Raw genomic sequence first — 24427 nt, 5'->3', positions numbered from 1 at the left:
CTCTTTCTATTCATGTTATCCAATTTTAAAAGGACCCCTCCACAATATATTGGGGGGTCCCTGCCGCTAGTCTTCTCTCCGTTTCCGGTGATAAAAGAAATTACATATAAAAAGCACCGCCACTACCGCACTCATAAATAAAATACCTTCTATCCTGTATTTTGCATCGTAGTGGCTCTGGTCCAGTAAAAGCACCAGATTCCATGAAATGAATAAAAATATTCCATATAAATAAAGCACGGATTTTGTACTTTTCATCCAATCCCTCCCAGGTTAGTTTTTGCTGACTTTTTTCTGTTCCCTTCCCTATTTCAGGTAAATCTTTAGAAATAAGCTTTAATTAAAAAATTTTAAGTGCTTTCTACGACTCATAATATTGTTGACGTTTCATTTGTACCAGTGTACTATTTAATTAATACACTAATACAAAGGAGCGATGAATGATGACTAGCTGGCTTTACTTATGGAAAAAAGAATTTGCTTTGACCCGGACCATTTTTTACTGGTGCCTGGCACTGATCTTTATTGTTGTGGTGTTCTCTCTCGTAATGAACAGCGGAAATTTCTTTTCCGTGAATGTGGACTCTCCCGTACAGGCAGTTGGAAGTACAGTCATCGGCCCCTTAATGGCCGGAATTTTTGCCCATTTTGTTTATCTGCCGGTTTATATGATTGTGAGCCTGGAGCTCGAACGCCGCCAGATGCATTTATGGCTGTATCAACCGCAGCCGGCCGCTAAAATGATCAGCGCAAAATACGCCAGCGGGATGGCGTGCGCTGTCGTTTCCCTCTTTATTAATGGCGTTCTGCTGCTGCTTTTTCTCTGGCTGACACCGGGGATTCCTGGCTTTTTCGGCTTAACCCAGGAGGGGGCAACTTGGCCGCAGCTGCTGCTTCTATGCCTGCTCGGGGCGATGTTTGTGCTTTTCGTTTCGCTTTATTTCAGCGTCTACCTGTTGTTTATTTACGCGTTTGACTTTGCGTTCCGGCATACCCTGGGCAGAGGGGTTCAAGTCGTTATGGCGATCGCCGCCGTGCTTCTTGTCAGCTTTCTTGCAAGCTCGGGGCTTGGCAATATGTACCAGGCGATTACCAACTGGGGCCAGTTTTCGCTGACGGGGCTGTTGAACGTGGAATTCATTAATTTTCAATTATATACCGGAGTAATTCTTTTCCACGCCGCGCTCGGCTTCGCCATCTTTTTCCTTTCCGTCCGGTTGATCGATAAGAAAGCAGAGGTATAAGCCCATGGCTTACACATTTGATAACTCCAGGCCTATTTACCAGCAGATTATCGATACCATTCACGGCAATATCATTCGCGGCGAGTGGCCGCCGGGGACGAAGCTTCCTTCCGTGCGGGCACTGGCTGTAGAGTTTGGCGTTAATCCGAATACCGTTTCCCGGACATACAGCGAATTAGAACGAACAGGAGTGTTGGAAATGAAACGAGGACAGGGCACCTTTGTTACGGAACATGAAGCATCGATCCAGCAGCTGAAACAGGAGCTCATGCAGCAGCGGATCAACGAATTTATGAAGGAAATGGAGAGCCTCGGCATGAGCAGAGAAGAAATCCGCCAGGGCATCGATTCCTATCGAAAGGATGATCAGCATGATAACCTTTGACGGAGTAACGAAGAAATTCCTAAGCCGCACCGCGCTCGAAAACGTAACGATCGATATACCTGCCAAAGGAGTAACCGGACTCGTCGGCGAAAATGGCAGCGGCAAATCCACGCTGCTCAAGCTGGCCGGCGGGCTTCTGCGTCCGGATCAAGGGACGGTCACCTACAACGGAACGCCGGTATCGCGGAAGGACAGCTCCCGGATCGCTTATTTGTCGGAAAACGACCACATTTACTCCTTTTTTCGTATCGAAGAATTGATTGATTATCTGGCAGCCCAGTTTCCCGATTTTAACAAACAGCGTGCGTACGATATGCTTGAATTTATGAATCTCGATCCCGCCCAAAAAATCAAAACGCTCTCAAAAGGGAACCGCGGCCGGGTGAAAATTGTCGTCACGCTCGCCCGGGAAGCCGAGCTGCTTCTGCTCGATGAGCCGCTGTCCGGCCTCGACCCGCTTGTACGGCGCTCAATCATCCAGAGCCTCGTCTCTTTTGTGGATGTCGACACCCAGGGCGTCATTATCAGTACGCATGAAGTCAGTGAAATGGACCCCCTGCTCGACCGGGTGCTCGTCCTCCGGCAGCAGCACGTCCTCGACATGGAAGACAGCGAAGCAATCCGCGAACAATTCGGCGTGGATACAGCCGGCTGGATGGAACATATTTATGCGAGAGAAAGGAATGCTTAATAATATAGCATGTTTTAGAATGATCCTCCTTTATAACTTTCACGGCGCCCTTCATAACAGCTGCTTCGTTATTAAACAGCTGCACGCCTAAAAATATAAACCAGCCGGCGTTGATTCATACAACGCCGGCTGGTTTTTCATATACGCTTATTGCTTTTTTTTCAATACGTTTCTAGGCTTCTCTGCGGCGTTTCATGAGTGCAATACCTGCCATCACAAGCGCCATGCTTCCGGCAGCGACGCCCCATGGACTAACATTCTGAGCCGTTCCGCCCATGCCGGTTTTCGGCATTTCTTCCGGCATCATTTCACTTTCAAACTGCTCCGGATACTGAGCCACAATAGCTCCGGAAACACCTTCCCCTACGCCAAACATATGGCCGTAGGCTTCGCGGACGTCCTCATAAGCCATGTCATACTCTTCCATCGTATAGCTGTCAAAGGCGCCGATCAATTGGTTCACGTGCATCTGCAGGCCTTCCGCCAGAGCATCGGATTGCAGTTCACCGCCGGTTGCTTCTTCCATGAACTTGGAAAATTCCATCCGATAGTTATCGAGGTTATCCAGCGCTTCCTGCTGGGCCGCTTCATCTTCCGCTCCGGTCGCTTCCACGTAATCCACGAAATAACCGATGTGTTCGCTCCACATCTCTTCAAACTGCTGGCCGGCTTCGTCGCCGTAGACGGATGCAATCTCATCCGACAGTTCCTGCGTATTCTGGTTCAAAATACCAGCTGCAGCACCGAAATCCTCTGCGCCGGCGCCTCCTTTTTGCATCGCGGTTACGGCGAGGGCCGCGTGCTCGGAGAACAGGAAGTTCATATCGGAACGCAGGTCAACGGCCGGTGTATCCGGGTTGGTGTTATTATATTTTTCAGGGAACTGGTCAGCGATCGCAACCGAGAGATTTTCACTGACCCCGTACATGTGCTCCATCGCGTCGCTGGCCAGCGAATAAGCTTCTTCATAGTCTCCAGCTACGTAGCTGTCAAACGACCCGATCAGCTGATTGACGTGCATTTCCAACCCTTCGGAAGCGGCTTCAGCATCAACGCCGCCATCTGTCGCACCGTCCAGGAACTGAGAGAATTCCTCGCGATAATCCTTCAGGTTGTCGAGGGCTTCCTGCTTGGCAGCTTCGTCTCCCGCATCAGTCGCATTAACATAATCAACGAAATAACCGATATGCTCGCTCCACATTTCTTCAAACTGCTGGCCGGCTTCTTCGCCGTAAACCGAAGCAATCGTATTGGAAAGGTCTTTGGTGTTGGCCTCCAGCGCGGCGGCGGATTCTTCAAAATCCTCTGCGCCATCCGCACCTTTCTGCATTGTAGTCACGGCCAGGTAGGCATGCTCGGATAAATAATGATCCAGCTGGGCACGAAGATCGCCCGCCGGTGTCGATACCGATGCCATCATCTCTTCTGATGACATTTCCATGTTATTTTCACCTTCATGGCTGTCGGCAGATGCTACTCCCGGTGCCGTCGGAATCACGACGGCTGCAGATAATGGCAGCGCAAGTGCCGTGCGTTTCCAGTTCAAATTCATATTCATGTGATAATCCTCCTTCATGGTTTGTTACACCCAGTTAACGAAATGGATCAGAAATTGGATCACTATTTGTTACAATTTATTGAACTTATTGATTATTTTTCTAAATATATATTTTATTAGCCGCTTTGCCACGTTAATTCTGCGTATAGCTTTTCTCTCCAAAAACGTACTGAAGCACTCGTTCTTTCATGCCTACAGGAGGCGTACAGCAGGTCAGCTTTTCCTGAGCAATTGTAAAAAGATCGCTCTCGGTCTCAAGGCCATCAGCGGCTTTTTTGTTTTGCAATTGTTTATTTAATTGACTCCCCCATTTCTTTTCATTTATAGCCATCGCGCCTCCTCCTGTTCCTCCTTTTACTCGTCTCACGAAACAACAAAGACGATGCCGCTTTACACGTTCATCGTCTTGTTGTTTATAGGCTCCTATCCCAATCTTTATTTATTTATGGCCACGTCTTCGGACGGTTCGGATTCGGTCCCGTCTGCATTAACAGCGGTCACATGGTACGTGAAGCTTCCGTCTTCCGTTTCCGTGTAGCTTTTCCGTTCATGTGCATCCACGCTTGCGACGCGGGTGAAATCCTCTCCACCTTCTTCCTGGCGGTACACCCGGTAGCCGACCACGTCCTCGTCCCGCACCGCGTGCCATTTTACAAGCGACCCTTGGAGAGAGACGTTGTCGGGAGACGGAGGTGGGTCCGATGCTTCTTCGCTATCGTTCATCAGGGCTTCTTCGCTCTCCTTGGTGAGTTCGGTGTAGACGACCAGCCGCTCATCGTGCGTGCCCTGCTCCTGATTAAACGTGCCGGTGCACGTAATCAGCTGCAGGTGCCGGCCGTCGCTTGACCCAAAAATGTCCTCGATCGGAGCATCCTGGCGCGGATAACTCACGACTTTGGTAACTTTAAACGCCAGCTCCTGCCCGTCGTCGTTGGTCACCTGAACCTCATCCCCGGCTTCCATATCCTCCAGATCATAAAATACCGCGGGGCCGCTTGCACTATCCACATGACCGGCCATAACCGCATTTCCTTGTTCCCCCGGCGTCACGCCCGGTTCAAACCAGCCGACACCTTCCGCGGAATCCGGCACTCCCATCTGGCCGTTATCCAGTACGCCCACGCCTTCCAGGTCGGCCTCGACGTCAATCGATGGGATCGACAGGGTGGAAGGCGCGGACAGGTCCAGTTCCTCGGTTTTTTCTGGGTTTTCTTCTGGTTCGGTATTACCCGCAACCTGCACAAACTCTTCTACCTGTGGCGGGGACGAGCTTTCTCCGGTGTTTTCATTCTCTTCCGGATCGGACACGCCCTCTCCCTCGGATAATACCGTGGTTTCCGCCGGAGAGGAGAACAGCGCCTGCTGCGCGTACTGCACCCCCAGGCCGATGGCCACAAACATCATTGCCGCCAGTATGAGGAATTTGATTCGTCGTTTGGTCACCGTTCCCCTCTCCTTTCTGTTCACGTGAAATTATTTGGCAAGGTTTTTACGGAAGAAGAATGCTCCCGCCAGGGCCGTCATCGCGACAGACGCGAATACCCAGGCCCATGGGCTGTTGCCATTAGCTGTTCCGCCCATGCCCGTTTGCGGCATTTCCGCCGGCATCATTTCGCCGTCTTCCATCATCATATCCGTGCCGAACTGATCCGGCATTTGCGTAGAGATCGCGCCTCCAAGATTTTTGCCGATGCCAAACATAAAGGCATAGCCTTCGCGGAACGAATCATAGGTTGCTTCATAGTCTTCGTTCATATAGTTATCGTACGTGTCGAGCACCTGGCTTTCATGCATCCATACGGCGTCCTGCGCAGCTTCGGTCGGAAGGTTTTCCTCCGTCGCCCCACCTAAGAAGGCACCAAAGTCCTCAGAAAACATTTGTAGTTCCTCCTCGGCGGCCTGACGCGCTTCCTCGTCTTCTTCCAGTGTAGCAGCTACGATATCACTCTGGGCATCAATATGCTCGCCCTGCCAGACGTCCATGAACTGTACCCCGGCCTTTTCACCGTAAATCGACGTGATCGCGGCCCGGAAGTCTTCGGTGTTGCCGTCCTCGGCCCACGTAACAAAGTCATAATCGTCCTGCTGGTTCACGCCCTTCTGCATTTCCAGCACCGCCAGGCTGAAGTGTTCGCCGGCGAGCATATTCAGGTTCGAGCGGAGATCATCGGCCGCTGTATCGGTCGTATCCTGGTCAAACTGCTCCGGCATGCCTTTCACAACCGCGTCCGACACGGTTTCACCGATATCAAACATGCGGGCATAGCCTTCCCGGTAATCACTGTAAGCGGCCTTGTAATCCTCAGCCACGTAGTTGTCAAAGGCGCTTTGAACGTCATTTTCATGAGCGATCAAGGCTTCCTCGGCTGCTTCCTGCGGCAGTTCACCGCCGGTGGCTTCGGAGAGAAGCGTGCTTAAATCATCGGCAAAGGTTTGTATTTCAGCTTCGGCTTCTTCAAGGCTTGCTTCATCATCATTTTTGGTGGCTTCCACAATATCGGTCGTATATTCATTATGCTCCCGGAACAGATCACCAAACTGCTGGCCGGCTTCTTCGCCGTAGAGGGACGTAATCGCCATCTGCATGTCATCGGCATTATTATTCAGCTGCTCCTGGACTTCTTCTGCGTCCGGCGCATCGTCATACTGCTTCTGCATCGACAGCACGGCTAAGACAAAGTGCTCGGATAACAGTTGATCAAATGACGCCCGGACGTCCCCGGCCGACATGTCCTTCATGTTCTGCATGTCTGCCATCGGCATCTGCTGGCTGGAGTCATTGTCTGCGGCCATGGCGGTTGTCGGTACCATCAGGGTGGCTGCTGTTGCACCTAAAATAAATTTTTTACCAATCATGGAAAAACCCTCCTCGTTTTGTGTTCATACAGGCTAACGAGAAGAAAATCGTTTTGGATCACAATTAATCGAAATTTTATAAAAGCTCTTTAAATTCTCCCTCTGTCATTTTTCGATTTTAACGCTCTTCCTACCGAACTATTTAATGTACTGAAAATGATTATTTACATAATTTTAAAAAAATTCTATCAATTGGTGATCCATTCTCTTTTCGCCTTCGTAGTCTTATTAATTGAGTGCCTGTATTTAATCTGCACTCATTAAAGGGGGCGCGACTGGTACCTGATCGACCGTTCCATTTCATTAATAATTAAGGGGGAAATGAATATGAAAAAACGCGTCATTGTACCACTGGCATCCGTATTTGCAGTAACCAGCTTTGCCGGCACCGCTTCAGCCGACCACGAGGGACTGGAATTCATGGTGGACTTAACGCCTGAGGCCGAAACCAAAGACGTCGACAGCGACGCTATGGGCGAAGCTCACTTTGAAGTAAGTGAAGACGGGGAGTCCATCATGTATGCTGTCCACGCCGAGGACCTGGATAACGCCGTTGCCGGACACCTGCACAGCGGGGCCGAAGGTGAAGACGGTCCTGTGGAGTTATTTTTATTCGAAAACGATGAACCAATGGATTACGACGGCGAAGTCGCAACCGGCACGCTCACCGAGGATGACCTGGTCGGTGACATGACCTGGGAAGAATTCTCCATGAGCCTTGTCGCAGGTGATGTTTATGCGAATCTGCATACAGAGGAATATCCGGATGGCGAGCTCCGCGGCCAGTTGGATGAAGAAGCCCAGGAGGCAGCCATGATGCCGGAGGAGATGCCGCAAACCGGCATGGGCGGCACCAGTGACAACGGCATGACTGGTCTTTGGGCTGGTATTGCTGCTTTAACAGTTGGCGGCGCAGCATTATTCATGCGCCGGAGAAGCGAAGCTTAAAATGTCAGCAGACTAAATATGTTGAAGCCATTTTCTCCTGCTGTATGGAGAGAATGGCTTTTTTACTTCCAGGCTTTATTTTTCGATACTTCCCGGCCGCTCTGCTGTTTATGTATTTTTGCTTGAAAGAACTCTCGCCAGCAGCCATCCAGCAATAGCAACCTGGACAACTGCTATTACAGCAGCAATCCACAAATTAGCATACATACTCATAGAGAGCATCACATTTGCTGCCGACAGCAAAACCATGGCAACGATAAGAAAGAGGTCTGGGAAAGACAAGATTTGCAACGATTTTCCTCCCTTATTCATTCATTTTATTACGACTCGCCTTTAAAGTGAGTGTTCTAGCAGGTAAAATGATAACAATTTCTTAGGATAAAAAGAAGGTTTTTTTCCTCTATAATAAAAAAGAATCAAGCATACACAAAAACAAAAATGAAAAGGAGGCTTTCGTTGCTGCCGCGAATTGTTACTATTACATGCTGGCTGCTGCTTTTGGGCGGGTTTTCATCTTTTATATTTATATTACTTGAAGAATATGGCATTATAATGACTCTTCTTATCACGCTTTTATGCGGAGCATTTGAGATAGGCCTGGCTCTGTCATTGAAAAGCAGGCACTTAATAATTCTCGGGATTTTGTTGCTCGGCAGCCCTTATATTCTTTTGTTTATTTTGAACAGTATTTAAGCAATGAATCTTTATTGTAACCATTCGCAATGCCTGGAGCTTCCTCCTTTTTTACTGATAAAAAACATCAGCGCTCCACCATTGTCAGCTGAACATAAATAGCAAGCACAATATAGCCGATGGCCATTGTAAACGCCCCGATTGTGATCAATTCTTCCGACGCCTCCACCCAGCGTATGCTCATATAAAACATCAGAGTCCCAACAGCAAAGGCGTATATACCAACGATTCGCGCCAGCTTGCCTTTATCAACCACTTTTTCCTGCCGAAAACCGCTGAGCAAATGCACTTTTTTTCGCACACCGATTACGTAGGAAATAAGCCAATTGATCACCGCCAGCATTAAAAATACCGGTTGAATCATGATCTCTGCTTCCTCCCATCCTTTCTGCAGTATAAATTTGCCTTGCTTTTTTTGTTGCTTATAATACTTAAAGCAGGGTGACTCCACAGGTGGCGAAGGCGGGGCTGGCTGGGCTTCGGCTATTAGGCAGCATTCTCTTTCTTCATTATTCCTGCCTGTTAAGCTCTCGGGAATGTTCGCCCCAATTACCACCAGCCTGCTTTGTCGCCGGAGAATCGCTTAACCTTAACATCATCTGCACTCTCTGGCGGCTAGCGAACTATGTCACTGCTTATGATAAATATTCAACCGCTGAATACCGCTGATAAAAAACGCCGTAAGCACCCCAACGTAAAACAGAACAAGAAAACTTATAAATATGGGAGTGAACGAAAATTCTGGATGAAGGCTTTCTACCAAACGTCCAGCAGCGACCCCTGAAAGAATAAGAACCGTGCCGAACACCATCCAGCTGCACCAATGCTTGGCTTTCCGAATCGATTGAACGGAGGAAGAAACGTCTTCTCCAAACAGCGCCACGTGTTGCGCCAGCTGCCGTATAAGCGGGTTCATCACTGCCAAAGCAGCAGCCCCAGCCACCGGCGTTAACAGACGCATCCTGCTCCCATATGCTTCTTCTCCACCAGGCAGCATGTTGACGGCCACCTCGTCCGGCAACTCACTCCACGCGCACGCTGTAGACAGAATCAGCAGGATGACAACCGCTGCCGAGAGAATATCATGCACCAAATGCCACCTCGAATCTATCACGTTAATAGTTTTATTTTTCCATAAAATCCAAATTTATAAAAGAGCATTCCGCTATTTATTTAAATTCACTGTGCCATCAATAGCGTATTAGATTTATGGTAAAATAAGGAATATAGAAATTTGTATGTTTTCCGGAGGTGTTATGAAAATGGCATCTACAATTATTAATTCTCTCCCCACCGTAATGGCCGTTTTTATTATCATAAGCACAGCCACGGACGTTATTTATCTTCTTTTTTGGCCGTTAACTATTGATCTAAGTATACTGCTTACAGCTGCAATTGCTTTCTATTATTTTGCTTACAGGAGAAAAACCGCAAATGCTTACTGACATTCAATCTTTTTTCTGCAACCTCAGCCCTTTAGCTATCGCCCTTGCTTCACCATTTTTTATTTTGGGAATAAGCGGCACAGGAACCCCGTCGCTATCGTATATCATTATTGGGGGTGCACTTTTTATCGCGTTTAACAACAGGAACGATAATCGAAAAGAAAAATGAAAGGCCAAGACATCGCCAATCTTTAGCAATATTTTATAAGTATTGGAGGGGGCGCATTGAGAATGTTCAGGCTTTTGCATCAAATTTTTGGTGCATTGGTGCTTGTTTTAATGATCATGCAGTTAATGCAGCTTTTTGTTATGCCAACATGGCTGTTTCTCATCTTAATAGCTCTTTTAATTGGATCCACCATGTTCGTTTACCTGGATGAACAGAAAAAGCGAAAAGAAGAACCGTATTTTTAGCCAAACATTCCGGCCTAAGCGTTCGTGCTTAGGCTTTTCACTTGTTATGAGTGGTTTCTATCAAAAAAGCCCCTGCTTTTGGGAAGCAGCGGGCCGATTATAGTTATGTTTCAATATGTTTTGAGTTATCCAGGTACCGATACGCAGCTATAGTTAGGATTGGTGCAAGATTAGCATAAAATATTGGCTATATTATGGAAAGAACTAATCCGTTAATTTTCTCGATTTTCTCTTTTCAATTCTATGCTTTTCTTCTCAGCAGTTCTCCTATCAACAGAAAAACCACTCCAGCTACTCCCAGCCAATAAACGGGAAAAGTGATGGTTGGACCGAATGCAGGCAACCAGTAATACATTGCAAAAAATACAGTGCCCGGCACGATACCGAATATAAAACCTGTTACCAGAAATTCCTTTATTTTCGAAACCTCCCGGAAACAAGACCACTTTATATAACGAAACACACTGTATCCCACGACCGATAACATGAAGCTCCCGAGGATAATAATTATTGCTGTCGTGCCCAGGCTGTACGATTTCATTGGCTCCAACTGCTGAAAACCATACGAAAGAATTGTTTGTATCAATCCAGTAGACAGCATATATACACTTAAAAAATAACAAATGCCCATTATAAACAACTTTATCATTTCTTTGGGCACTGTCTGAGGCAGCTCGCCGACAATATCCTTTGCATACTTCCTGGGGTCGGAGCCAAACAGCTCCAAACTGTCTCTCCCCTCTGCCTGCAGAACAAGAAGATGATCTAACAGTTCCAATAGCACCTCTTCGGTCTCCTGTTCACTTTTATTAAATGAAAGGCGGATATAAACCATCATATCTTCATATATCTTTTTATTTTCTTTATTTAATTGATTTCGCTTTTCGTTGTTTTCCTCCACCAACGTACTCACCTACGACTCCTCCTCGTCCAGTAATTGATCAACAGGCTGCTTCAGGGCCTTCCAGTTCTCCCGGAACGCCTTCAGCGAAGCCTCTCCCGCCGGGGTCAGCTTATAGTATTTCCGGTTCGGTCCGCTGCCTGAAGCCTTCATTTCCCCGTGAATCAGCTTTTCCTTCTGCAGCCGCAGGAGCAGAGGATAAATGGACCCTTCCTTAACGTCGATCCCCTGCTGCTGCAGCTTGACAGCTAATTCATAACCATAAACGGTTTCCCGTGAGATTACAGCTAAAATACATCCTTCAAGAATGCCCTTTAAGAGCTGGCTTCGCTCATTCATCTGGCCACCTGCCTTGCAATGCATGCTAGTTATTTAATTAAAAATCCGCCGTGCGTATTACCGCCAGAACGGGTTAAACTAAGTAACACTTCACTACCTTGTATAGCAATATAGCTTTACTTTAATATATCTTCAGTCAAAAAACAACAACGGCTTTGATCATTAAAAGCCTTGTATTTTCGATTCTTATGTTCAAAAATGGAAATAATTACTACCGTCGCATTTAGGAGGGAAATTATGCGTACTGCTGTACATATACTGTATTTTGTTCTGCTCTTTTTCGTATGCGGGTTAGTTGGGTTTGGTTTATTTGGAACTGGCTTTACAGCTACCCTTCATCCTTCAACGTTCCTTTTCTTCTTTTCCTTCAGCGCCATATGGACGCTCAGCTATGTAGTCCATCTACACCTCGGACGCTGGAATCTGCGTCTGGCCTTATGGGTATGCACAGCCCTTGGGATAAACCTGCTGTTCGCTTCAGGGTCAAAAATATTGGAGGTTATTCAATGAAAAAATGGAATCTTTTCATGCTGCTGCTATCCGGCATGCTTTTGGTGTACGGCCTGGGATTGGTATCCCTGTTTACTCTTGGCCTTTTCAGCAGCAATCAATTTTTTATTACCATTGGCATGGCGGTCATTCCTCTAGTCCCATTTTTCGTGTGGCTGTATTTGCTGTACCGGTTTCATGCCAAAAAAGAACTTCAAAACTTTTACATTAGTGTTGGAAGTCTTGCACTTCTGATATTCGCTTTAATATACGATGTGCAGATGCTTCAGCGTTATATTGGCTGATAAGATTTGAATATTTGCCAATAAGGAGGAATTAGACATGAATACCGCATGGAAAACAGGGATATTAGCAGGCTCTCTAACAATTATTATTTTGTTTTTCTTGGACGTTCTGCTTCCCGATCTGCCGGCATTACTCCAGGTATCCAGCAATGCAGTTGTTTCCTTTCTTGCGATGGCAACCGCTTATGCCGTCTTCAGCAAAAAGAATTCGTAAAAATTAACTATAAGGAGCAGTCACGATGAAAATGCTCAAAGTGTTAAAGTATATATAAAAATATATAGGAATTTTCGTTCCTTTTATAATAATTGTTTATATTATACTAGTGCCTATCACCATAGGGCTGTTATTTGGCGTTAACAATAATCCTTAAAAAACGGCGCTCGAAAGTCGTTTTCATATCACCATCACTATCATTTGTCGTTATCGTTAAACAATCCAAAGCGCCATACACAGAGCAGAAGCCATGGCTAAAAGAAACGATCCTGCGACAATAAGCTGCTGAAAATTTTTCCTGCTTTTTCGTTCAATATAATCGCAGCCATTTACGACTAAAAATAACGCTACAGCAGGCAAAGCAAGGTTGTCTGCCGTAAGGGGTTTTCCCATTGCCAGCATGGTGGCGACAAAAAGCATGCCGTAGATAAGAGCTGCTTCGGCCCCGGGGCTTGCTGGCTTCAGCACTCTACTTTTCTCCCCTTTGTCCTTCGCGGCCACCATGCATACCCCTCTTTCTTCGTAAATATTCGCCCAACCTAAAAATAAGAGTTCAAACCTAATTCGGAGCTTTCATTTTAACAAATATATCCAGTCATGACATCCAAATTACCAAATAAAAGGTTGCTCCTTTAATATATGTATATTAATGTTTTAAATGTAACTAAATTACAAAAACCGCAGGAGGACTTCGCATGTTTACATCCATCCTTCAGCTTCCTTTTCAGCCCCGGAAGCAATTCGCCCAAATAAGCAACCGCTATTCACTGGTATTGGTGGCCGTGCTCCTTCTAGCCACCAGTATTGCCCACACATTTATTACGAATTATATCTCTCTTGGCACCAATCAATCGCCGGTCATTCCTGACAACCTCTGGTTTTTGCTGCTTTTGGTTTTGCTCGGAGGCGCGGTGTTTTTTATTCTGCCCCTGATACTGAAAGGCGCGACACGTATTTATGATCACTCCCTTTCATATCAAAAAGCTCTTTGGGTCAACATTCTAGCCATTACTCCAACTTTATTTTTGCTGCCCTTTGCGCTCATTGGTTTGTTTTTATTTCTTACCCTTGGACATATTCCATCGATTTTCTCAAATGCCTATAACGTGCTCGATCTGCTTTCAATCATCTGGACATTTGTGATTACTGTTGGCATGGTCCAGGTGGCTGTTAATACGAGCAGGCCAAGGTCTTTAACCATTTCTTTTACATATTTGTGTTTCACCATATTGGCTATTGTGGCTGCGACTCTCTTCCTGGGCGCTTTTATCGCAGCATTCTAGCACTTGTCCCGTACTGCACCCTGCTGTTGAATATTCTGCAGGCACTCCTTGAAATCTTTCGATTAAAACATGCCTGGTTTGATCATTCCCTCCCCCGGGTAAACCTTTAAGCAGTAAAAAATTTATTAAAAAAGAATTGGAATAAAACTATATTCGGCAGCAATGGACGGTAATCACAGCCAGCCCATAAGCCAGAAAAAGATGAAATTTCTTTTTCTGGTTTTTTATGGGAAAATTGAATTTGAGCATGAGCCCCGCATATTCAAATAGCTGCCATTCTTTCAAGAAACCGTTCACCTACTATCATTAAAAAGGAGCTTTTAATGTCTAAAGCCATGCTGATTATCAACCCTTCGTCCGGGAAGGCCGACGCTCTTTCCCATGAAGCTCCTGCTATTAAAGTATTGCAGGAGCTATATGACAACGTTACAATCCGATACACAGAAAAAGCGGGCGACGCTAAAGACTTGGCACAGCAGGCGTGCGAACAGCGATTTGACGCCCTGGTGACGCTTGGCGGCGACGGCACCGTTAACGAAAGTGTCAATGGCCTGGCAGAGCAGCCCCACCAGCCGGCTTTTGGTTTTCTTCCGCTCGGCACCGTTAATGACTTCGCCAGGGCGCTGCAGCTACCTCTTGACCCTTCTGAAGCTATAGAAGTGATCCGCCAGCAGCATACGATTCCTGTCGACATTGGGAAGGTCGACCGTACGTATTTCATGAATGTCTTAGCCATTGGAGCAATTGCCGAGGCTGTGTACGACGTAAGTCCAGAGCAAAAGTCTGCATTTGGCCCTCTTGCCTACGTCCTCGAAGGAACTAAAGCCTTCCGGCACCACACCCCGTTTGCGTTAACGCTCGAACACGACCAGGGCGTGTGGGAAGGCGACGCTTATCTCGCGCTGGTGGCTTTAACGAATTCGGTCGGCGGCATCGAGTCACTCGCACCCCAGGCGAAGGTGCACGATGGGTGTTTCCATGTGTTTATTGTTAAACGATTAGGGCTTACAAACATCGCGCAAATGATACCGGAACTGCTGCAGGGCTCTCTTTCCCACCACGAGGACATTGAATATTTTGCGACCGCCACCCTGCGCGCAAGTACGGCCGAAAGGCACATTTTTAATATCGATGGAGACGAAGGCCGGCCGCTGCCTTTTGATGCCGCCGTTCTGCCGCATGAGCTTCGTATCTTTGTCCCGCCTGACCGCTAGCAGAAGCAGGTTCAATAGTCATTTAATATTCTATTCTAATTATATTTGCGTAATAACCTCTCTGAAATATGACAATAATCGCCGGGGTGTTTATCCAGTCTGTCCTGATGCTCCTCGGCGCTTTTAACGTAATTTGTCAGAGGCAGCACTTCCACCATTATAAAATCGTAATCCGTTCTCTCCTTAAGAAACGCCTCCGCTTCTGCCAAGTGTTCCGGTTTTTCACTGTACACCCCGGTTCTGTACTTCTCTCCAATATCTTCCCCCTGCTGATTCAAGCTGTACGGATCAATGATTTCAAATAAATATTCCATCAATTCCGTGACGGTGATGACTGCTGGGTCAAATTCCGTTTTCACGCATTCGGCGTAGCCATCGTAGCCACCGTCCCGTGTATGAGTGCTTCCATTCGCCCTGCCCGCTTCTGTAAACTCCACGCCAGGCAGCGTTTTGATAAACGCCTGCACACCCCATAGGCAGCCGCCGGCAAGATATATTGTCTCCATGTGGCCACTCCTTTTATATAAACACAGTAATCCAGTGCGCTTCCTTGTATAAATGAATAAATTAAGACTTATATTAACTGTTTTTACACAAATTTAAAAGATTCGCCAGGTTCAAGCAATGATAAAAGTAAATGAGAGCCCGTAGGAGTTTTTAATATAATTAAAGAAACTATCAATGGACTGTTAATAAAGAAGGCGTATTCTCGGGCCTGACACTAGGGACGTATACGGATGCCACCCTTTATTTGATATGTTTTCCTTGGGGATGTTCCATTTCATTACTGCAGGGCAAAATTGCACCTTTTTCTGTACCAGTGTTTTTATGAACTACGCCCGGTCCTCAACTCAAAATTATCAAAAAGAGAAACAAAAAGAAGAAAAAACCCGAGCCCGGAGTCTTTTCCAGGCTCGGTATAAATAATCATTCGGTTTTTGCTCGTTACTGAGGTTTTGCCTTTTTCGCATGTTCAGCTGCCTTGACCTCTTCAGATGTTATTCGATTTTCTTCTGCTGCCTTCTTCGTGGCTTCATCGCCACAAACCACGTGATCCAGTTTATTTTTTAAAGCGTCATATCCCTGCTGTGCTACTAGTTCTTTGTCATTTTTGTTTCTCTCATCGCCAAAGTAGGTATTATCCATGCCGGCATTGTGGTGAAAATCCGTATTTGTAGCACCAGGGAGCATAGCTGTTACATTGATCCCTGTGTCTCTTAACTCCTCTCTTAAGGATTCGGCAAACATAAATCCAAATGCCTTCGACGGACCATACACTGTTTCATAAGGTGTCGGCAATGTCGCCGACAGAGACGAAACGATAAGGATATCTCCCTTTTTATTCGGAACCATATCCTGAACGACGCGCTTCGCCATATGCACCGTTCCCGAAATGTTAATGTCTATTAACCGCAGCTCTTCCTGCAAATCGTTTTCTAAAAAGGAACCGCCAATGCTGACACCGACGTTTAACACAGCCGCATCCAGCTCTCTGTTTTTACTTTTCACAAACTCCCAAAATTCCTCCACTCCCTCATACGTCGAGGCGTCTGCCTGAAGAGGATACGCTTCCACACCGTAGCGTTCAATAGCCTCCGCCGCTTCAAAAATGCGCTCACTCGAGCCCGAAACCGCAATGTCGTATCCATCCTGGGCGAATAATTTTGCAAGCTCCAGCCCCAAGCCCGAGGAAGCTCCCGTTATCATGGTAAATGGACGTTCGTTGGACATTTTATTTACTCCTTATTTGTTTTTCTTATACACCCTCTGCTAAGCATTACACGTATTATCCTAAGCCTTAAGACGCTGTCGGACTAACGCTTGGAAGATGCGCCAACCCTATCGAAAAATATTATTTAAAGGAAGAGTACAGAAAATGTTTTATTGAGCCTCGTTCCTATCTATCATTTTTTAGGATTTTCCTGCTTCAACAGCTCCTGGATCTTCCGCAGCCGTTGTTGAAAATCGTCGTAGGACACCTTACCCTGGTTATAGTCTTCCTGCAGCGCCAATTTTTCTGTGAGTAAGTGTGCTTTATTCATGATGGACTATCTCCTCTCGTGACTGATAGTACCCCTTTACCTGATTTACGGAAGCAGGTAAACCTCTTCTTTCGTTACAAGAACCAGAAGCAGCTATAGCCACGGCACTTTTTCACGAACTTTTATTACTCGAGCGGTTTTATAAAAATAAAAAAAGCCGAAAAAGGTGCCATTCCCATGTTTTATTACTCCCTTTGCCGGGTAATTTATTTTAGAAATGACCATGATTCTTCTTTGGAAGTGCTAATCATTTCCTCATACGCGGCAGCAATGGATAGATATCAAAGCTAGACCATCAGCCAGAAAAAGAGAACTTTCTCTTTTTCTGGCTTTTTTTGGTTTTATGAAAACATTTTCATTATTGATTCCCTTCAACCGCTACCATCTATGAGTGATCGCGGATATAACATTTTTATTAGAAAGGAAGAAAAACTATGGAACAATTTCAGCGTATATTAGTCGGTGTCGAAACTCTTGAAGCCACTTCGCACGACCCTTTAGCTCATGCCGTACAATTAGCACAGGAGCACCAGGCTACGTTACTGATCGCCTTTATGATGGACACCAAAGGGTACTCCCCCTTCGAGCGCATGGACCCGAACGGCTTCCGCCGGCTTCAGGCCCAGGCTTCTTCCCAGCTTCAACGACTCAAAGAATGGGCTGTTGAACAAGGAGTCCCTCAAGTAGAAACCATCATGGAGCCCGGCCTTCCGAAACGGGACATTGGAAAAATTTGCGCCAGATACGAGACAGATCTAGTCGTGCTCGGGGAATCAGGAGCTTCCAAAATCGACAGGGCATTTCTTGGCAATACAGCCAAAAGCGTTCAAAAAAAGGTCGATTGTAACGTAAAAGTCATTTCGACGTAAGCAGAAGCGAAATCTGCTTATTGTCGAGCGGCCGGGGACAAGCAGTGCCGTGTAGATGATTCTATAGCTGACCCAGGAGCCTTTGCCTTCTCATCAAGATAGTTAAATACTTTCCCTACCTTCCTCTGCATGAATGCATTAGGATGAAATATCTTTGGAAGATCCTGTTTCATTGCAAAATCATTTTTGACTTTAGCAAAAGGAAGGAATTGCCTTTAAGTATATATTTACCGCATATATACTCCCCTTATGCGGTTTAACGCATAAAATTATGGCAGCCCCAAACAGTCAACCGTTTGGGGTTTTTTTCTTTATATGTGTGCTTGTAAACAATCAGGATATGTAATAAGAATTTCTATTAAAAGATGATGCAGAAAAGCTGGCCGCCCCGACGGACAGGCTTTCTGCGTCAATGATAAAATAGATACAGTGCCACCCCAATCAATCCGAGCGCGGCCAGCCGTGAGGCATCCATTGGGATTTCCGGCGTTCCAAATGCACCAAAATGGTCCAGAAGCATTCCGAGCAGCAACTGTCCGGCAATGCCGGCGGTAATCGCTGCAGAAGCCCCGATCCTCGGCACCGCCAGAATGATACAGACAATATAAAAAGCGCCCAGCGCCCCGACCGTCCATTTCCAGAACGAGAAGGATGGAAACGAAAACGAGAGGCCTCCCTGCACCAGCGTGCTTAAGAATAAGCAAACGGTCCCGACAAAATAAGCGATAAAGGCCGTTTCCACACTGCCTATTTTGCTGCCGATTTCTCCGTTCACGCCGGCCTGGAACGCGAGCGCCGCCCCTCCGGTAAAGCATAATATTATTAACAGCCAGGCCATGCACCTTCCCCCTTATATTTCTAAAATCTACTGCCCGTATGGTTCCTCTTTCTATCGTTTCTCGCTCTTAAGCTCGCTACGTTTCTGATACAACACATACCCCGTCCAGCTCAACGCTCCCGGCAGAACCCATAACACGGTTAAATATATCGTGCCTAAAATCGCAATCCCTGCGGCCCAGTATGCAGCCAGAGGCCTTCGGCCAATTGCCAAAGCTGCCAGGATAAAGGAACACACAGGTACCACGATTTGTCCTCCACCTACTGCCATCCCTACTTCTGTCCAACCCGGAAATTTCTGCGTGGCCTGCCACAGCCACGGCCAGCATATGCCGATCCCCACTCCCAGGAATCCAGCAAGAATCCAGCACGTTCGTTCCTCGTGATGCATATTCTTTCGCTCCCTCTTACTTATAGTAGCTTCTACGATACACCACCCGTACGATCATGAATAATGATAAAATAATATGGAAGCTATCATAAAAACAGATATCTGGAGGTGAACTATGAACATTCAGACCTTACAGCTGTTTCGAGCCCTAGCGCATGAGCAAAACATCTCCAGGGTGGCGAACAAATGGAACTATGTGCAATCGAACGTAACCGGGCATTTGCAGCGGCTGGAACATGAGCTCGGCGTCCCCCTTTTCCACCGGCATTCCAGAGGTCTCACGCTCACTCCGCAGGGAACCTATGTGCTTGCCTGCGTGGAAGACATGCTTAACTCATGGGAGCATTTGCAGGACACAATTTCAGATTCGTCACTGCCTTATGAGCCACTGGTGCTCGGTTCCATTAATTCCATGGCGGCAACCCACCTGCCGGCGTTAATGTCATCGCTCCATCAGGCTCTTCCGTCCATTGACGTGTCGCTTCGCTACGGCATTACAGAGGAATTGATCCAGCAGGTGCTGCAGCATGAATGCCAGGGGGCCTTTGTCACCGGCCCTGTGCGCCACCCTGCCCTCCATCAGCACATATTTTCCACAGAAACTCTTACTCTCGTTTCCAACCCGCTGGTGCTTCCGCTCGGGAGTCTTCAGGACGTACACCAGCAGACTGTTCTTGTGCTGGAACCCGGCTGCATGTTCCGGGAACGCCTGCTGCAAATGATTCATCAGGAAGGCGTCATTCCGAAGCAGGTGATCACCTTCTCGAACCTCGAATCACTATTGGGACACGTCCGGGCCGGAATGGGGATCGCCCTGCTGTCCGAGCGATACGTGCATTCATTTCAGGATGATTACATCGCATGCACGCCCGTGCCACCGGAACACGCCCGGGTGGATATTTCCTTTATCTATTCTCCGGCAAGCGAGCAGCACCGCTCGTTTCAGACTTTCCAGGATATCTTGCACGAATCCCTACGTTCTTCGTTTTGATGAAACTCACTTTAATAAGATTAAAAAAGAGAGAAGCCATTTTCACACAATGGTTTCTTTTTTTATCCATTTTCCATTCAGCATGCTGTGATTTTTACTCTTAAATGATCATGCTGAGCCAATTCTATTCCTTCATTACAAATAATTTTGAAGATATATTCATGATAGCTAGGTTCTAGCGCTATCGCTCCGGGGAATTTTTCATGCTTATCGATCTGGCCTGGATTGAATTAAAGACGGGAAAACCAATTTGACAGGCAATTTGGTTTATTTATTCTTTCCTTTGTGCTATAACAAAAGTACCATTTTAACAGGCAGGCGGTGCTTTGTATTGACTCCCATGACCGTGGATCTTCTTCTTTCCCAGACGTATTTACATCAGCTGTGGCAAAAACACTGGCCAGATAAAACGGGTTTTGTACATAATTCGGCGTCGGCCTTTCATCAATACGAGTCGTTGTTTCTATCGCTTTGCCGGGACGGCCGTATCTATCCTTTGGTAGCCAGGTTACAATCTATGGGACCCGAAACGTACCATCATTCATTGGATGTGTTTCTTCTCGGAAACGTGCTGGCGGATTATCTGCAGATGGAGATGGCAGAACTTGCAGCTGGTTTCCTGCTGCATGACGTGGGGAAAACATACATATCTTCATACATTCTTCAAAAATCGGGCACTTTGACACCGGAAGAATGGGAAACTGTTCAGGAGCACCCCATGCGGGGATATCATTTGCTCCGGGCGCATGGACTGGAGGATTCAATAGCTCACATGGCTTTATATCACCATGAACGTGGTAACCAGACGGGCTACCCCTTCGGACTACCGGCATGGGAATTACCCGCCCCGCTTCGACTGCTTAGTGTCGTGGATGTGTATTCGGCCCTGACGCTTCCCCGTTCCTACAGGAAAGCCCTGACGCCGGACCAGGCATTGTATCATCTTCGTAAGCATACCGAGGAGTTGGACGCTGTCTATATTCATGCCCTTCTTAATATTTTACACACCCATGAACCAGACCCCGGAAATCCTTCCTCTTAACATCCAGGAGGAACAGGAGCAGAAAGGAAGGAACTATATGCGATACAATTATCTTCACGGGATGGCGCTGGTCTACTTAAGTTTTGGCATCGTGGTAGGCGTCGCTTTTTCTCTAATCATGCCGCTCGTGATTCCAGTTCCCGCCGAACTTCAGCGTTTATTTACCATCGCCTCCATCAGTGCGGGCGTCCTTTTAGGCGTGTTAAACTTTTGTCTCTTTTTTGCCTTCGTCCGCCGTTGTATCACTCACTTTCAGTCCGTCTTAACCGCGGTTCGTGCCGGTGATTTAAGTGCGCGCGCTTCTTTTCGTTCTTCCGGGATGATCGGCCGGATGACCCGGGATTTGAACCGAACGATTGCCCACCTGGAGAAAACCCGCAATGACGTGCGCACGGACGACCTGACCCGCCTGCCAAATCGGGTAGCACTGCAGCAGGTGTTCCGGGACCACACATTTCTTCCGACCTCACGCTATGCCCTGTATTTTTTGGATGTTGATCAATTCAAAATTATCAACGATACATATGGTCATCTCACCGGCGATCGTGTACTCCGCTGTGTGGCCGACGCACTGCAGCATACAATTGAGAATGAGCAGACCGCCTACCGATTGAGCGGAGATGAGTTTATTGTCCTGGGGCCGGTTCCCTCACACGATCTGTCGAACGAGGAATGGGCAGAACGATTGCATAACCGTATCGACCAAACCTGTGCAGTAAGCATTGATACCTTTACCGTGCGGGTCAGTGTCGGCCGTTACGATTTCTGCCCACGGGAGACTGATTTTTTAACGGTACTGGCTCAGGCGGATGACACCATGTATCAGGCCAAACAGCAGCGTTCCCCTTCGGTTTTCACTTAAACAGCCGGCCTGTCCACAGCATTGCGGCAACAGTTTCTTTTTAACGAAACAGGCATCCTTTGACTTCGTAAAGCCACGGATGCCTGTTTTCTATTTTTTATGATAATGGCTTAAAAGATGGTTTTCCTTCATGCTGCTGTGAATAATGCATCTTATTGGCATATCTTTTAGCAACTATTTCCAGGAGTGCCTTTACTCTGCTTTTCTACGTTTTTGTGTTAAAAGAATACTGGCAACGATGCCTCCGCATACCCCGCCTATAACAGCTACATCAAAATTATGATCCCACGGCATGCTCGTTATCATGTTTCTAAGAATTCGAAAGCTTAAGCCTACAATGATGGATACAATAATGAGTCCTATAAAAATAGCCAGCGTTTTCATCATTCATATTCTCCTAGTTATAAGGGTAAAGTCAGAAATATTTCAGAGGCATTTGTCCTCTATGCTTTCCAACGGAATGCATCGACTATGTAAAAAATTGAAAAATAAACAAAGCACACATAAAACACAAAAGCCGTCTCCATTTTCACATGGAGACGGCCTTGCTTCGGGAGGTGTGATTATTCTTCCCACTGGCCGGTATTTCTCGCCCACCGGTTGTCTCCAAGGACCATTGGAGAGTCGTATGAAGAAGCGGCGTCTGTTTCGATATACATGTCCTGGACGTAATCAAGACTCTGGTGCAAAATGACTTCGATGTGGCGGTTGTTGCCATTTACTTCATTCGTGTAATTGGAAACGATATAATAATCGCCATTCGGCAAATGGTAAACAAGAGACTGTTCAAATGCATCAAACGTCAGAACATGGTCGGTTCGGTTAAAAATCTCATTCATACGGTCATGGTATTGCTCAAAAATCGTGCGGCATTCGGAGGTGCCACATGGCCGGCGTTGATCCTCCGAAATATAGCTTTCGGTACGCAGGGCGTGTCCGCCGTTAGTTGTTATTTCTTGCATCGATGGTTGATTCAGACTGGCGCCGCCAACAACGGCTACATGTGCGGCTTCGGCTGATGTTTCTAATGTGACCGAAACGACAGATGCAAGTAAGAGACTGGAAATTGTGGTAGTGAGCATCTTCATACGCTCTCTCCCCCCTTTTCGAAAAATGTTGCTTTAGTATAACGAAAAAGAAAGGAAATGAAAACCATATGTTGTAATAAAAGTAAATTTTTTTTACTATTTATCGTTTTTAGTAGGAAAAACTGTCTTTGTACTGCTTCAGTTCCACATTGACATCGACGTCTAATATGCCTTCAAGTGCGGCTAAGTCGGCATTAATGAACGAGACTAAATCATCGTTGGTCGAAAAATAGGCTTGAATCATTAGATCGTGATTACCGGAAAAGGCTCCGACAAAACGTACAGCTTCAAAGGTTTGTAGCTGAAGGGCAACGTGCTGTTGTTGGCCGAGCCGGGTGTTAATACCGATGATAGCCTGCACGTCCAAACCGATTTTTTTCGGATCGGTGTGAACAATAAAGTCAAAAACCCCGGTATCAAGCATTTTTCGAACCCGGGTTCGAATCGTTCCTTCACTTACCTCTAAGGTTCGGGCGATCATGGAATATGATTCTTTGGCGTTTTTCTGCAAGGCACGTAAAATAGCCCGGTCGGTAGCATCGAGTGTTGGCATGGTGGTGGGCCTCCTTATGATCATGTGCCTTCATGGCGGAATGAATTACTATAAAATAACTAAATTATACAAAAGAAAAAGGAAAAAATTCAACGATAAATTTCTAATTTTTCTTTAAATAAGGAATTATTGGTATAAAAAATGATTTAAGGCATATTAAAAACAGGAATGCTTTTCAAGCACTCCCTTAATCCTTTGTATTTTCCTGTTATATGTATTGCATTACCAACCTTTATGACCGGGTTTTTCTATTTGTTTGTTATGGAAGCTAACGTTTCTCCCGGTGGATCTATATCGTAAGAAAGAAAATAGATGTATCATAATGGAGGGAACACTCCTATCGAGGCTACGTTCTTTTCATTTATTACGCTTAATTTTACCTAGATAAAATAAAAAAGTTCCGGTACTTATTAATACCGCTAATACATAAAAAAGCTCCATTAATAATCACCTCAATTTCCATCATCAGTGGAAGCACTTGACTGTTTTCGTTGAAGGTAAAAGAAAACCCCAATCGAAATGGCCAGAATAAGGCATAATAGTATAAATAACCCTCCCGGTATATCAATAATATGGCGCAAGTCCATGAGAATCAAAGCAAATGATATAGTGCCAAATAATTTGTAAGCCAGTCTTAATACCTTCATGTTTCCCTCCCTGAATATTTTTTCTATGATTAAGCAATTTATTTCCTCCTAATGCTCCTGTCAGCGTGAAAACAAAAGTGGGGATGTCCCAAAAATAGGACAGCCCCCCTGGATATTTACGGATGC

At 46.3% G+C, this 24427-nt stretch carries 34 protein-coding genes; 14 read left to right on the top strand and 20 right to left on the bottom strand.

Annotated elements, in window-relative coordinates; translation table 11 throughout:
- Positions 1–66 precede the first annotated feature (66 nt).
- Positions 67–258 carry a hypothetical protein gene (locus tag B5066_RS13145; RefSeq protein ID WP_079476355.1) on the bottom strand — a complete coding sequence of 64 codons (192 nt, stop codon included), beginning with the start codon at positions 256–258 and terminating at the stop codon, positions 67–69.
- A gap of 185 nt (positions 259–443) precedes the next feature.
- On the opposite strand from B5066_RS13145, the gene B5066_RS13140 reads away from it, so the two are divergent.
- From B5066_RS13140 to B5066_RS13130, 3 genes are read left to right on the top strand one after another with little or no spacing between them, the layout of a single operon-like run.
- Entirely contained in the window at positions 444–1244 is an 801-nt protein-coding gene (locus B5066_RS13140; RefSeq protein ID WP_079476354.1) for a hypothetical protein, read from the top strand.
- A 4-nt stretch (positions 1245–1248) separates the two neighbouring features.
- A complete protein-coding gene (locus tag B5066_RS13135; RefSeq protein ID WP_079476353.1) occupies positions 1249–1629 on the top strand; it encodes a GntR family transcriptional regulator in 381 nt (126 codons plus the stop codon).
- Positions 1616–2320 carry an ATP-binding cassette domain-containing protein gene (locus B5066_RS13130; protein ID WP_079476352.1) on the top strand — a complete coding sequence of 235 codons (705 nt, stop codon included), beginning with the start codon at positions 1616–1618 and terminating at the stop codon, positions 2318–2320. Before B5066_RS13135 ends, B5066_RS13130 begins: the two co-directional genes overlap by 14 nt.
- 172 nt (positions 2321–2492) lie before the next feature.
- Here B5066_RS13130 and B5066_RS13125 read toward each other — a convergent pair whose 3' ends face one another.
- The 4 genes from B5066_RS13125 to B5066_RS13110 form a co-directional block, all read right to left on the bottom strand.
- A complete protein-coding gene (locus B5066_RS13125; protein WP_143745468.1) occupies positions 2493–3866 on the bottom strand; it encodes an LPXTG cell wall anchor domain-containing protein in 1374 nt (457 codons plus the stop codon).
- Between the two features lie 145 nt (positions 3867–4011).
- Positions 4012–4209, bottom strand: a complete 198-nt coding sequence (locus B5066_RS13120; RefSeq protein ID WP_079476351.1) for a hypothetical protein — start codon at positions 4207–4209, stop codon at positions 4012–4014.
- Between the two features lie 104 nt (positions 4210–4313).
- Entirely contained in the window at positions 4314–5321 is a 1008-nt protein-coding gene (locus B5066_RS13115; protein ID WP_079476350.1) for a class F sortase, read from the bottom strand.
- Positions 5322–5351: 30 nt separating this feature from the next.
- Entirely contained in the window at positions 5352–6734 is a 1383-nt protein-coding gene (locus B5066_RS13110) for a copper amine oxidase (protein WP_079476349.1), read from the bottom strand.
- Between the two features lie 327 nt (positions 6735–7061).
- Here B5066_RS13110 and B5066_RS13105 point away from each other — a divergent pair, with 327 nt between their 5' ends.
- On the top strand, positions 7062–7682 hold the full coding sequence (locus B5066_RS13105; protein ID WP_079476348.1) for a CHRD domain-containing protein: 621 nt from the start codon (positions 7062–7064) through the stop codon (positions 7680–7682).
- A 108-nt stretch (positions 7683–7790) separates the two neighbouring features.
- On the opposite strand, the gene B5066_RS13100 is transcribed toward B5066_RS13105, so the two are convergent.
- From B5066_RS13100 to B5066_RS13085, 3 genes are all read right to left on the bottom strand, one after another.
- Complete coding sequence (locus B5066_RS13100) at positions 7791–7973, bottom strand: hypothetical protein (RefSeq protein WP_079476347.1); 183 nt, start codon at positions 7971–7973, stop codon at positions 7791–7793.
- A gap of 469 nt (positions 7974–8442) precedes the next feature.
- Positions 8443–8739 carry a DUF3784 domain-containing protein gene (locus B5066_RS13090; RefSeq protein ID WP_079476345.1) on the bottom strand — a complete coding sequence of 99 codons (297 nt, stop codon included), beginning with the start codon at positions 8737–8739 and terminating at the stop codon, positions 8443–8445.
- 264 nt (positions 8740–9003) lie between these two features.
- Positions 9004–9465 (bottom strand): hypothetical protein, encoded by a 462-nt coding sequence (locus B5066_RS13085; RefSeq protein ID WP_079476344.1) that lies wholly within the window; start codon positions 9463–9465, stop codon positions 9004–9006.
- Between the two features lie 580 nt (positions 9466–10045).
- Between B5066_RS13085 and B5066_RS13070 the strand changes: the two genes are divergently transcribed.
- On the top strand, positions 10046–10234 hold the full coding sequence (locus B5066_RS13070) for a hypothetical protein (RefSeq protein WP_143745437.1): 189 nt from the start codon (positions 10046–10048) through the stop codon (positions 10232–10234).
- Between the two features lie 241 nt (positions 10235–10475).
- Here the strand turns inward: B5066_RS13070 and B5066_RS13065 are convergent, their stop codons facing one another.
- Both B5066_RS13065 and B5066_RS13060 read right to left on the bottom strand, forming a co-directional pair.
- Positions 10476–11147 (bottom strand): hypothetical protein, encoded by a 672-nt coding sequence (locus tag B5066_RS13065; RefSeq protein WP_079476340.1) that lies wholly within the window; start codon positions 11145–11147, stop codon positions 10476–10478.
- Complete coding sequence (locus tag B5066_RS13060; protein WP_079476339.1) at positions 11148–11474, bottom strand: PadR family transcriptional regulator; 327 nt, start codon at positions 11472–11474, stop codon at positions 11148–11150.
- Between the two features lie 237 nt (positions 11475–11711).
- On the opposite strand from B5066_RS13060, the gene B5066_RS13055 reads away from it, so the two are divergent.
- From B5066_RS13055 to B5066_RS16805, 3 genes are read left to right on the top strand one after another with little or no spacing between them, the layout of a single operon-like run.
- Positions 11712–11984, top strand: coding sequence for a hypothetical protein (locus tag B5066_RS13055; protein ID WP_079476338.1), 273 nt, complete (start codon positions 11712–11714; stop codon positions 11982–11984).
- Positions 11981–12268: a hypothetical protein gene (locus B5066_RS13050; RefSeq protein ID WP_079476337.1), complete on the top strand. Its 288-nt coding sequence runs from the start codon at positions 11981–11983 to the stop codon at positions 12266–12268. The genes B5066_RS13055 and B5066_RS13050 overlap by 4 nt, the downstream gene beginning before the upstream one ends.
- 37 nt (positions 12269–12305) lie before the next feature.
- Complete coding sequence (locus B5066_RS16805) at positions 12306–12482, top strand: hypothetical protein (protein ID WP_158219126.1); 177 nt, start codon at positions 12306–12308, stop codon at positions 12480–12482.
- A gap of 213 nt (positions 12483–12695) precedes the next feature.
- Here B5066_RS16805 and B5066_RS13045 read toward each other — a convergent pair whose 3' ends face one another.
- The gene (locus B5066_RS13045) at positions 12696–12986 is read right to left on the bottom strand and encodes a hypothetical protein (protein ID WP_079476336.1); all 291 of its coding nucleotides are present in this window, start codon (positions 12984–12986) and stop codon (positions 12696–12698) included.
- 191 nt (positions 12987–13177) lie between these two features.
- On the opposite strand from B5066_RS13045, the gene B5066_RS13040 reads away from it, so the two are divergent.
- Positions 13178–13765 carry a YIP1 family protein gene (locus B5066_RS13040; protein WP_079476335.1) on the top strand — a complete coding sequence of 196 codons (588 nt, stop codon included), beginning with the start codon at positions 13178–13180 and terminating at the stop codon, positions 13763–13765.
- 323 nt (positions 13766–14088) lie between these two features.
- Positions 14089–14979, top strand: coding sequence for a diacylglycerol/lipid kinase family protein (locus B5066_RS13035; RefSeq protein ID WP_079476334.1), 891 nt, complete (start codon positions 14089–14091; stop codon positions 14977–14979).
- A gap of 35 nt (positions 14980–15014) precedes the next feature.
- Here B5066_RS13035 and B5066_RS13030 read toward each other — a convergent pair whose 3' ends face one another.
- The 3 genes from B5066_RS13030 to B5066_RS16800 form a co-directional block, all read right to left on the bottom strand.
- Positions 15015–15485 (bottom strand): peptide-methionine (S)-S-oxide reductase, encoded by a 471-nt coding sequence (locus B5066_RS13030; RefSeq protein ID WP_079476333.1) that lies wholly within the window; start codon positions 15483–15485, stop codon positions 15015–15017.
- Between the two features lie 439 nt (positions 15486–15924).
- Positions 15925–16710 (bottom strand): SDR family NAD(P)-dependent oxidoreductase, encoded by a 786-nt coding sequence (locus B5066_RS13025; RefSeq protein ID WP_179124108.1) that lies wholly within the window; start codon positions 16708–16710, stop codon positions 15925–15927.
- A gap of 173 nt (positions 16711–16883) precedes the next feature.
- On the bottom strand, positions 16884–17021 hold the full coding sequence (locus tag B5066_RS16800; RefSeq protein WP_158219125.1) for a hypothetical protein: 138 nt from the start codon (positions 17019–17021) through the stop codon (positions 16884–16886).
- A gap of 434 nt (positions 17022–17455) precedes the next feature.
- On the opposite strand from B5066_RS16800, the gene B5066_RS13020 reads away from it, so the two are divergent.
- Positions 17456–17890: a universal stress protein gene (locus B5066_RS13020; protein ID WP_079476332.1), complete on the top strand. Its 435-nt coding sequence runs from the start codon at positions 17456–17458 to the stop codon at positions 17888–17890.
- A gap of 409 nt (positions 17891–18299) precedes the next feature.
- On the opposite strand, the gene B5066_RS13015 is transcribed toward B5066_RS13020, so the two are convergent.
- Both B5066_RS13015 and B5066_RS13010 read right to left on the bottom strand, forming a co-directional pair.
- The gene (locus B5066_RS13015; RefSeq protein ID WP_079476331.1) at positions 18300–18728 is read right to left on the bottom strand and encodes a DMT family transporter; all 429 of its coding nucleotides are present in this window, start codon (positions 18726–18728) and stop codon (positions 18300–18302) included.
- A gap of 51 nt (positions 18729–18779) precedes the next feature.
- A complete protein-coding gene (locus tag B5066_RS13010; RefSeq protein WP_079476330.1) occupies positions 18780–19118 on the bottom strand; it encodes a hypothetical protein in 339 nt (112 codons plus the stop codon).
- A 115-nt stretch (positions 19119–19233) separates the two neighbouring features.
- On the opposite strand from B5066_RS13010, the gene B5066_RS13005 reads away from it, so the two are divergent.
- The 3 genes from B5066_RS13005 to B5066_RS12995 all read left to right on the top strand — a co-directional run bounded on the left by B5066_RS13005 (position 19234) and on the right by B5066_RS12995 (position 22013).
- Positions 19234–20109: a LysR family transcriptional regulator gene (locus B5066_RS13005; protein WP_079476329.1), complete on the top strand. Its 876-nt coding sequence runs from the start codon at positions 19234–19236 to the stop codon at positions 20107–20109.
- Positions 20110–20449: 340 nt separating this feature from the next.
- Positions 20450–21151 (top strand): HD-GYP domain-containing protein, encoded by a 702-nt coding sequence (locus B5066_RS13000; protein WP_079476328.1) that lies wholly within the window; start codon positions 20450–20452, stop codon positions 21149–21151.
- Between the two features lie 37 nt (positions 21152–21188).
- Positions 21189–22013, top strand: a complete 825-nt coding sequence (locus B5066_RS12995; protein WP_158219124.1) for a GGDEF domain-containing protein — start codon at positions 21189–21191, stop codon at positions 22011–22013.
- A 192-nt stretch (positions 22014–22205) separates the two neighbouring features.
- On the opposite strand, the gene B5066_RS12990 is transcribed toward B5066_RS12995, so the two are convergent.
- The 4 genes from B5066_RS12990 to B5066_RS12975 all read right to left on the bottom strand — a co-directional run bounded on the left by B5066_RS12990 (position 22206) and on the right by B5066_RS12975 (position 24301).
- Complete coding sequence (locus B5066_RS12990; RefSeq protein WP_079476326.1) at positions 22206–22400, bottom strand: hypothetical protein; 195 nt, start codon at positions 22398–22400, stop codon at positions 22206–22208.
- 176 nt (positions 22401–22576) lie between these two features.
- Positions 22577–23101 carry a hypothetical protein gene (locus B5066_RS12985; protein WP_079476325.1) on the bottom strand — a complete coding sequence of 175 codons (525 nt, stop codon included), beginning with the start codon at positions 23099–23101 and terminating at the stop codon, positions 22577–22579.
- 109 nt (positions 23102–23210) lie between these two features.
- The gene (locus B5066_RS12980) at positions 23211–23654 is read right to left on the bottom strand and encodes an Lrp/AsnC family transcriptional regulator (RefSeq protein ID WP_079476324.1); all 444 of its coding nucleotides are present in this window, start codon (positions 23652–23654) and stop codon (positions 23211–23213) included.
- 452 nt (positions 23655–24106) lie between these two features.
- A complete protein-coding gene (locus B5066_RS12975) occupies positions 24107–24301 on the bottom strand; it encodes a hypothetical protein (protein ID WP_079476323.1) in 195 nt (64 codons plus the stop codon).
- Between the last annotated feature and the right edge of the window lie 126 nt (positions 24302–24427).

This window comes from Marinococcus halophilus, assembly GCF_900166605.1.
Classification (GTDB): domain Bacteria; phylum Bacillota; class Bacilli; order Bacillales; family Marinococcaceae; genus Marinococcus; species Marinococcus halophilus.
Note: the sequence above shows the minus strand (reverse complement) of the source record. Positions and strands in the feature narration are given on the sequence as shown.

Coding starts and splice junctions, on each gene's coding strand:
- B5066_RS13145 (WP_079476355.1), bottom strand. CDS start 258: ATGAAAAGTACAAAATCCGTGCTTTATTTATATGGAATATTTTTATTC.
- B5066_RS13140 (WP_079476354.1), top strand. CDS start 444: ATGACTAGCTGGCTTTACTTATGGAAAAAAGAATTTGCTTTGACCCGG.
- B5066_RS13135 (WP_079476353.1), top strand. CDS start 1,249: ATGGCTTACACATTTGATAACTCCAGGCCTATTTACCAGCAGATTATC.
- B5066_RS13130 (WP_079476352.1), top strand. CDS start 1,616: ATGATAACCTTTGACGGAGTAACGAAGAAATTCCTAAGCCGCACCGCG.
- B5066_RS13120 (WP_079476351.1), bottom strand. CDS start 4,209: ATGGCTATAAATGAAAAGAAATGGGGGAGTCAATTAAATAAACAATTG.
- B5066_RS13110 (WP_079476349.1), bottom strand. CDS start 6,734: ATGATTGGTAAAAAATTTATTTTAGGTGCAACAGCAGCCACCCTGATG.
- B5066_RS13105 (WP_079476348.1), top strand. CDS start 7,062: ATGAAAAAACGCGTCATTGTACCACTGGCATCCGTATTTGCAGTAACC.
- B5066_RS13090 (WP_079476345.1), bottom strand. CDS start 8,739: ATGATTCAACCGGTATTTTTAATGCTGGCGGTGATCAATTGGCTTATT.
- B5066_RS13060 (WP_079476339.1), bottom strand. CDS start 11,474: ATGAATGAGCGAAGCCAGCTCTTAAAGGGCATTCTTGAAGGATGTATT.
- B5066_RS13055 (WP_079476338.1), top strand. CDS start 11,712: ATGCGTACTGCTGTACATATACTGTATTTTGTTCTGCTCTTTTTCGTA.
- B5066_RS13050 (WP_079476337.1), top strand. CDS start 11,981: ATGAAAAAATGGAATCTTTTCATGCTGCTGCTATCCGGCATGCTTTTG.
- B5066_RS16805 (WP_158219126.1), top strand. CDS start 12,306: ATGAATACCGCATGGAAAACAGGGATATTAGCAGGCTCTCTAACAATT.
- B5066_RS13045 (WP_079476336.1), bottom strand. CDS start 12,986: ATGGTGGCCGCGAAGGACAAAGGGGAGAAAAGTAGAGTGCTGAAGCCA.
- B5066_RS13040 (WP_079476335.1), top strand. CDS start 13,178: ATGTTTACATCCATCCTTCAGCTTCCTTTTCAGCCCCGGAAGCAATTC.
- B5066_RS13035 (WP_079476334.1), top strand. CDS start 14,089: ATGTCTAAAGCCATGCTGATTATCAACCCTTCGTCCGGGAAGGCCGAC.
- B5066_RS13030 (WP_079476333.1), bottom strand. CDS start 15,485: ATGGAGACAATATATCTTGCCGGCGGCTGCCTATGGGGTGTGCAGGCG.
- B5066_RS13025 (WP_179124108.1), bottom strand. CDS start 16,710: ATGTCCAACGAACGTCCATTTACCATGATAACGGGAGCTTCCTCGGGC.
- B5066_RS16800 (WP_158219125.1), bottom strand. CDS start 17,021: ATGAATAAAGCACACTTACTCACAGAAAAATTGGCGCTGCAGGAAGAC.
- B5066_RS13020 (WP_079476332.1), top strand. CDS start 17,456: ATGGAACAATTTCAGCGTATATTAGTCGGTGTCGAAACTCTTGAAGCC.
- B5066_RS13015 (WP_079476331.1), bottom strand. CDS start 18,728: ATGGCCTGGCTGTTAATAATATTATGCTTTACCGGAGGGGCGGCGCTC.
- B5066_RS13010 (WP_079476330.1), bottom strand. CDS start 19,118: ATGCATCACGAGGAACGAACGTGCTGGATTCTTGCTGGATTCCTGGGA.
- B5066_RS13005 (WP_079476329.1), top strand. CDS start 19,234: ATGAACATTCAGACCTTACAGCTGTTTCGAGCCCTAGCGCATGAGCAA.
- B5066_RS13000 (WP_079476328.1), top strand. CDS start 20,450: ATGACCGTGGATCTTCTTCTTTCCCAGACGTATTTACATCAGCTGTGG.
- B5066_RS12995 (WP_158219124.1), top strand. CDS start 21,189: ATGCGATACAATTATCTTCACGGGATGGCGCTGGTCTACTTAAGTTTT.
- B5066_RS12990 (WP_079476326.1), bottom strand. CDS start 22,400: ATGATGAAAACGCTGGCTATTTTTATAGGACTCATTATTGTATCCATC.
- B5066_RS12985 (WP_079476325.1), bottom strand. CDS start 23,101: ATGAAGATGCTCACTACCACAATTTCCAGTCTCTTACTTGCATCTGTC.
- B5066_RS12980 (WP_079476324.1), bottom strand. CDS start 23,654: ATGCCAACACTCGATGCTACCGACCGGGCTATTTTACGTGCCTTGCAG.
- B5066_RS12975 (WP_079476323.1), bottom strand. CDS start 24,301: ATGAAGGTATTAAGACTGGCTTACAAATTATTTGGCACTATATCATTT.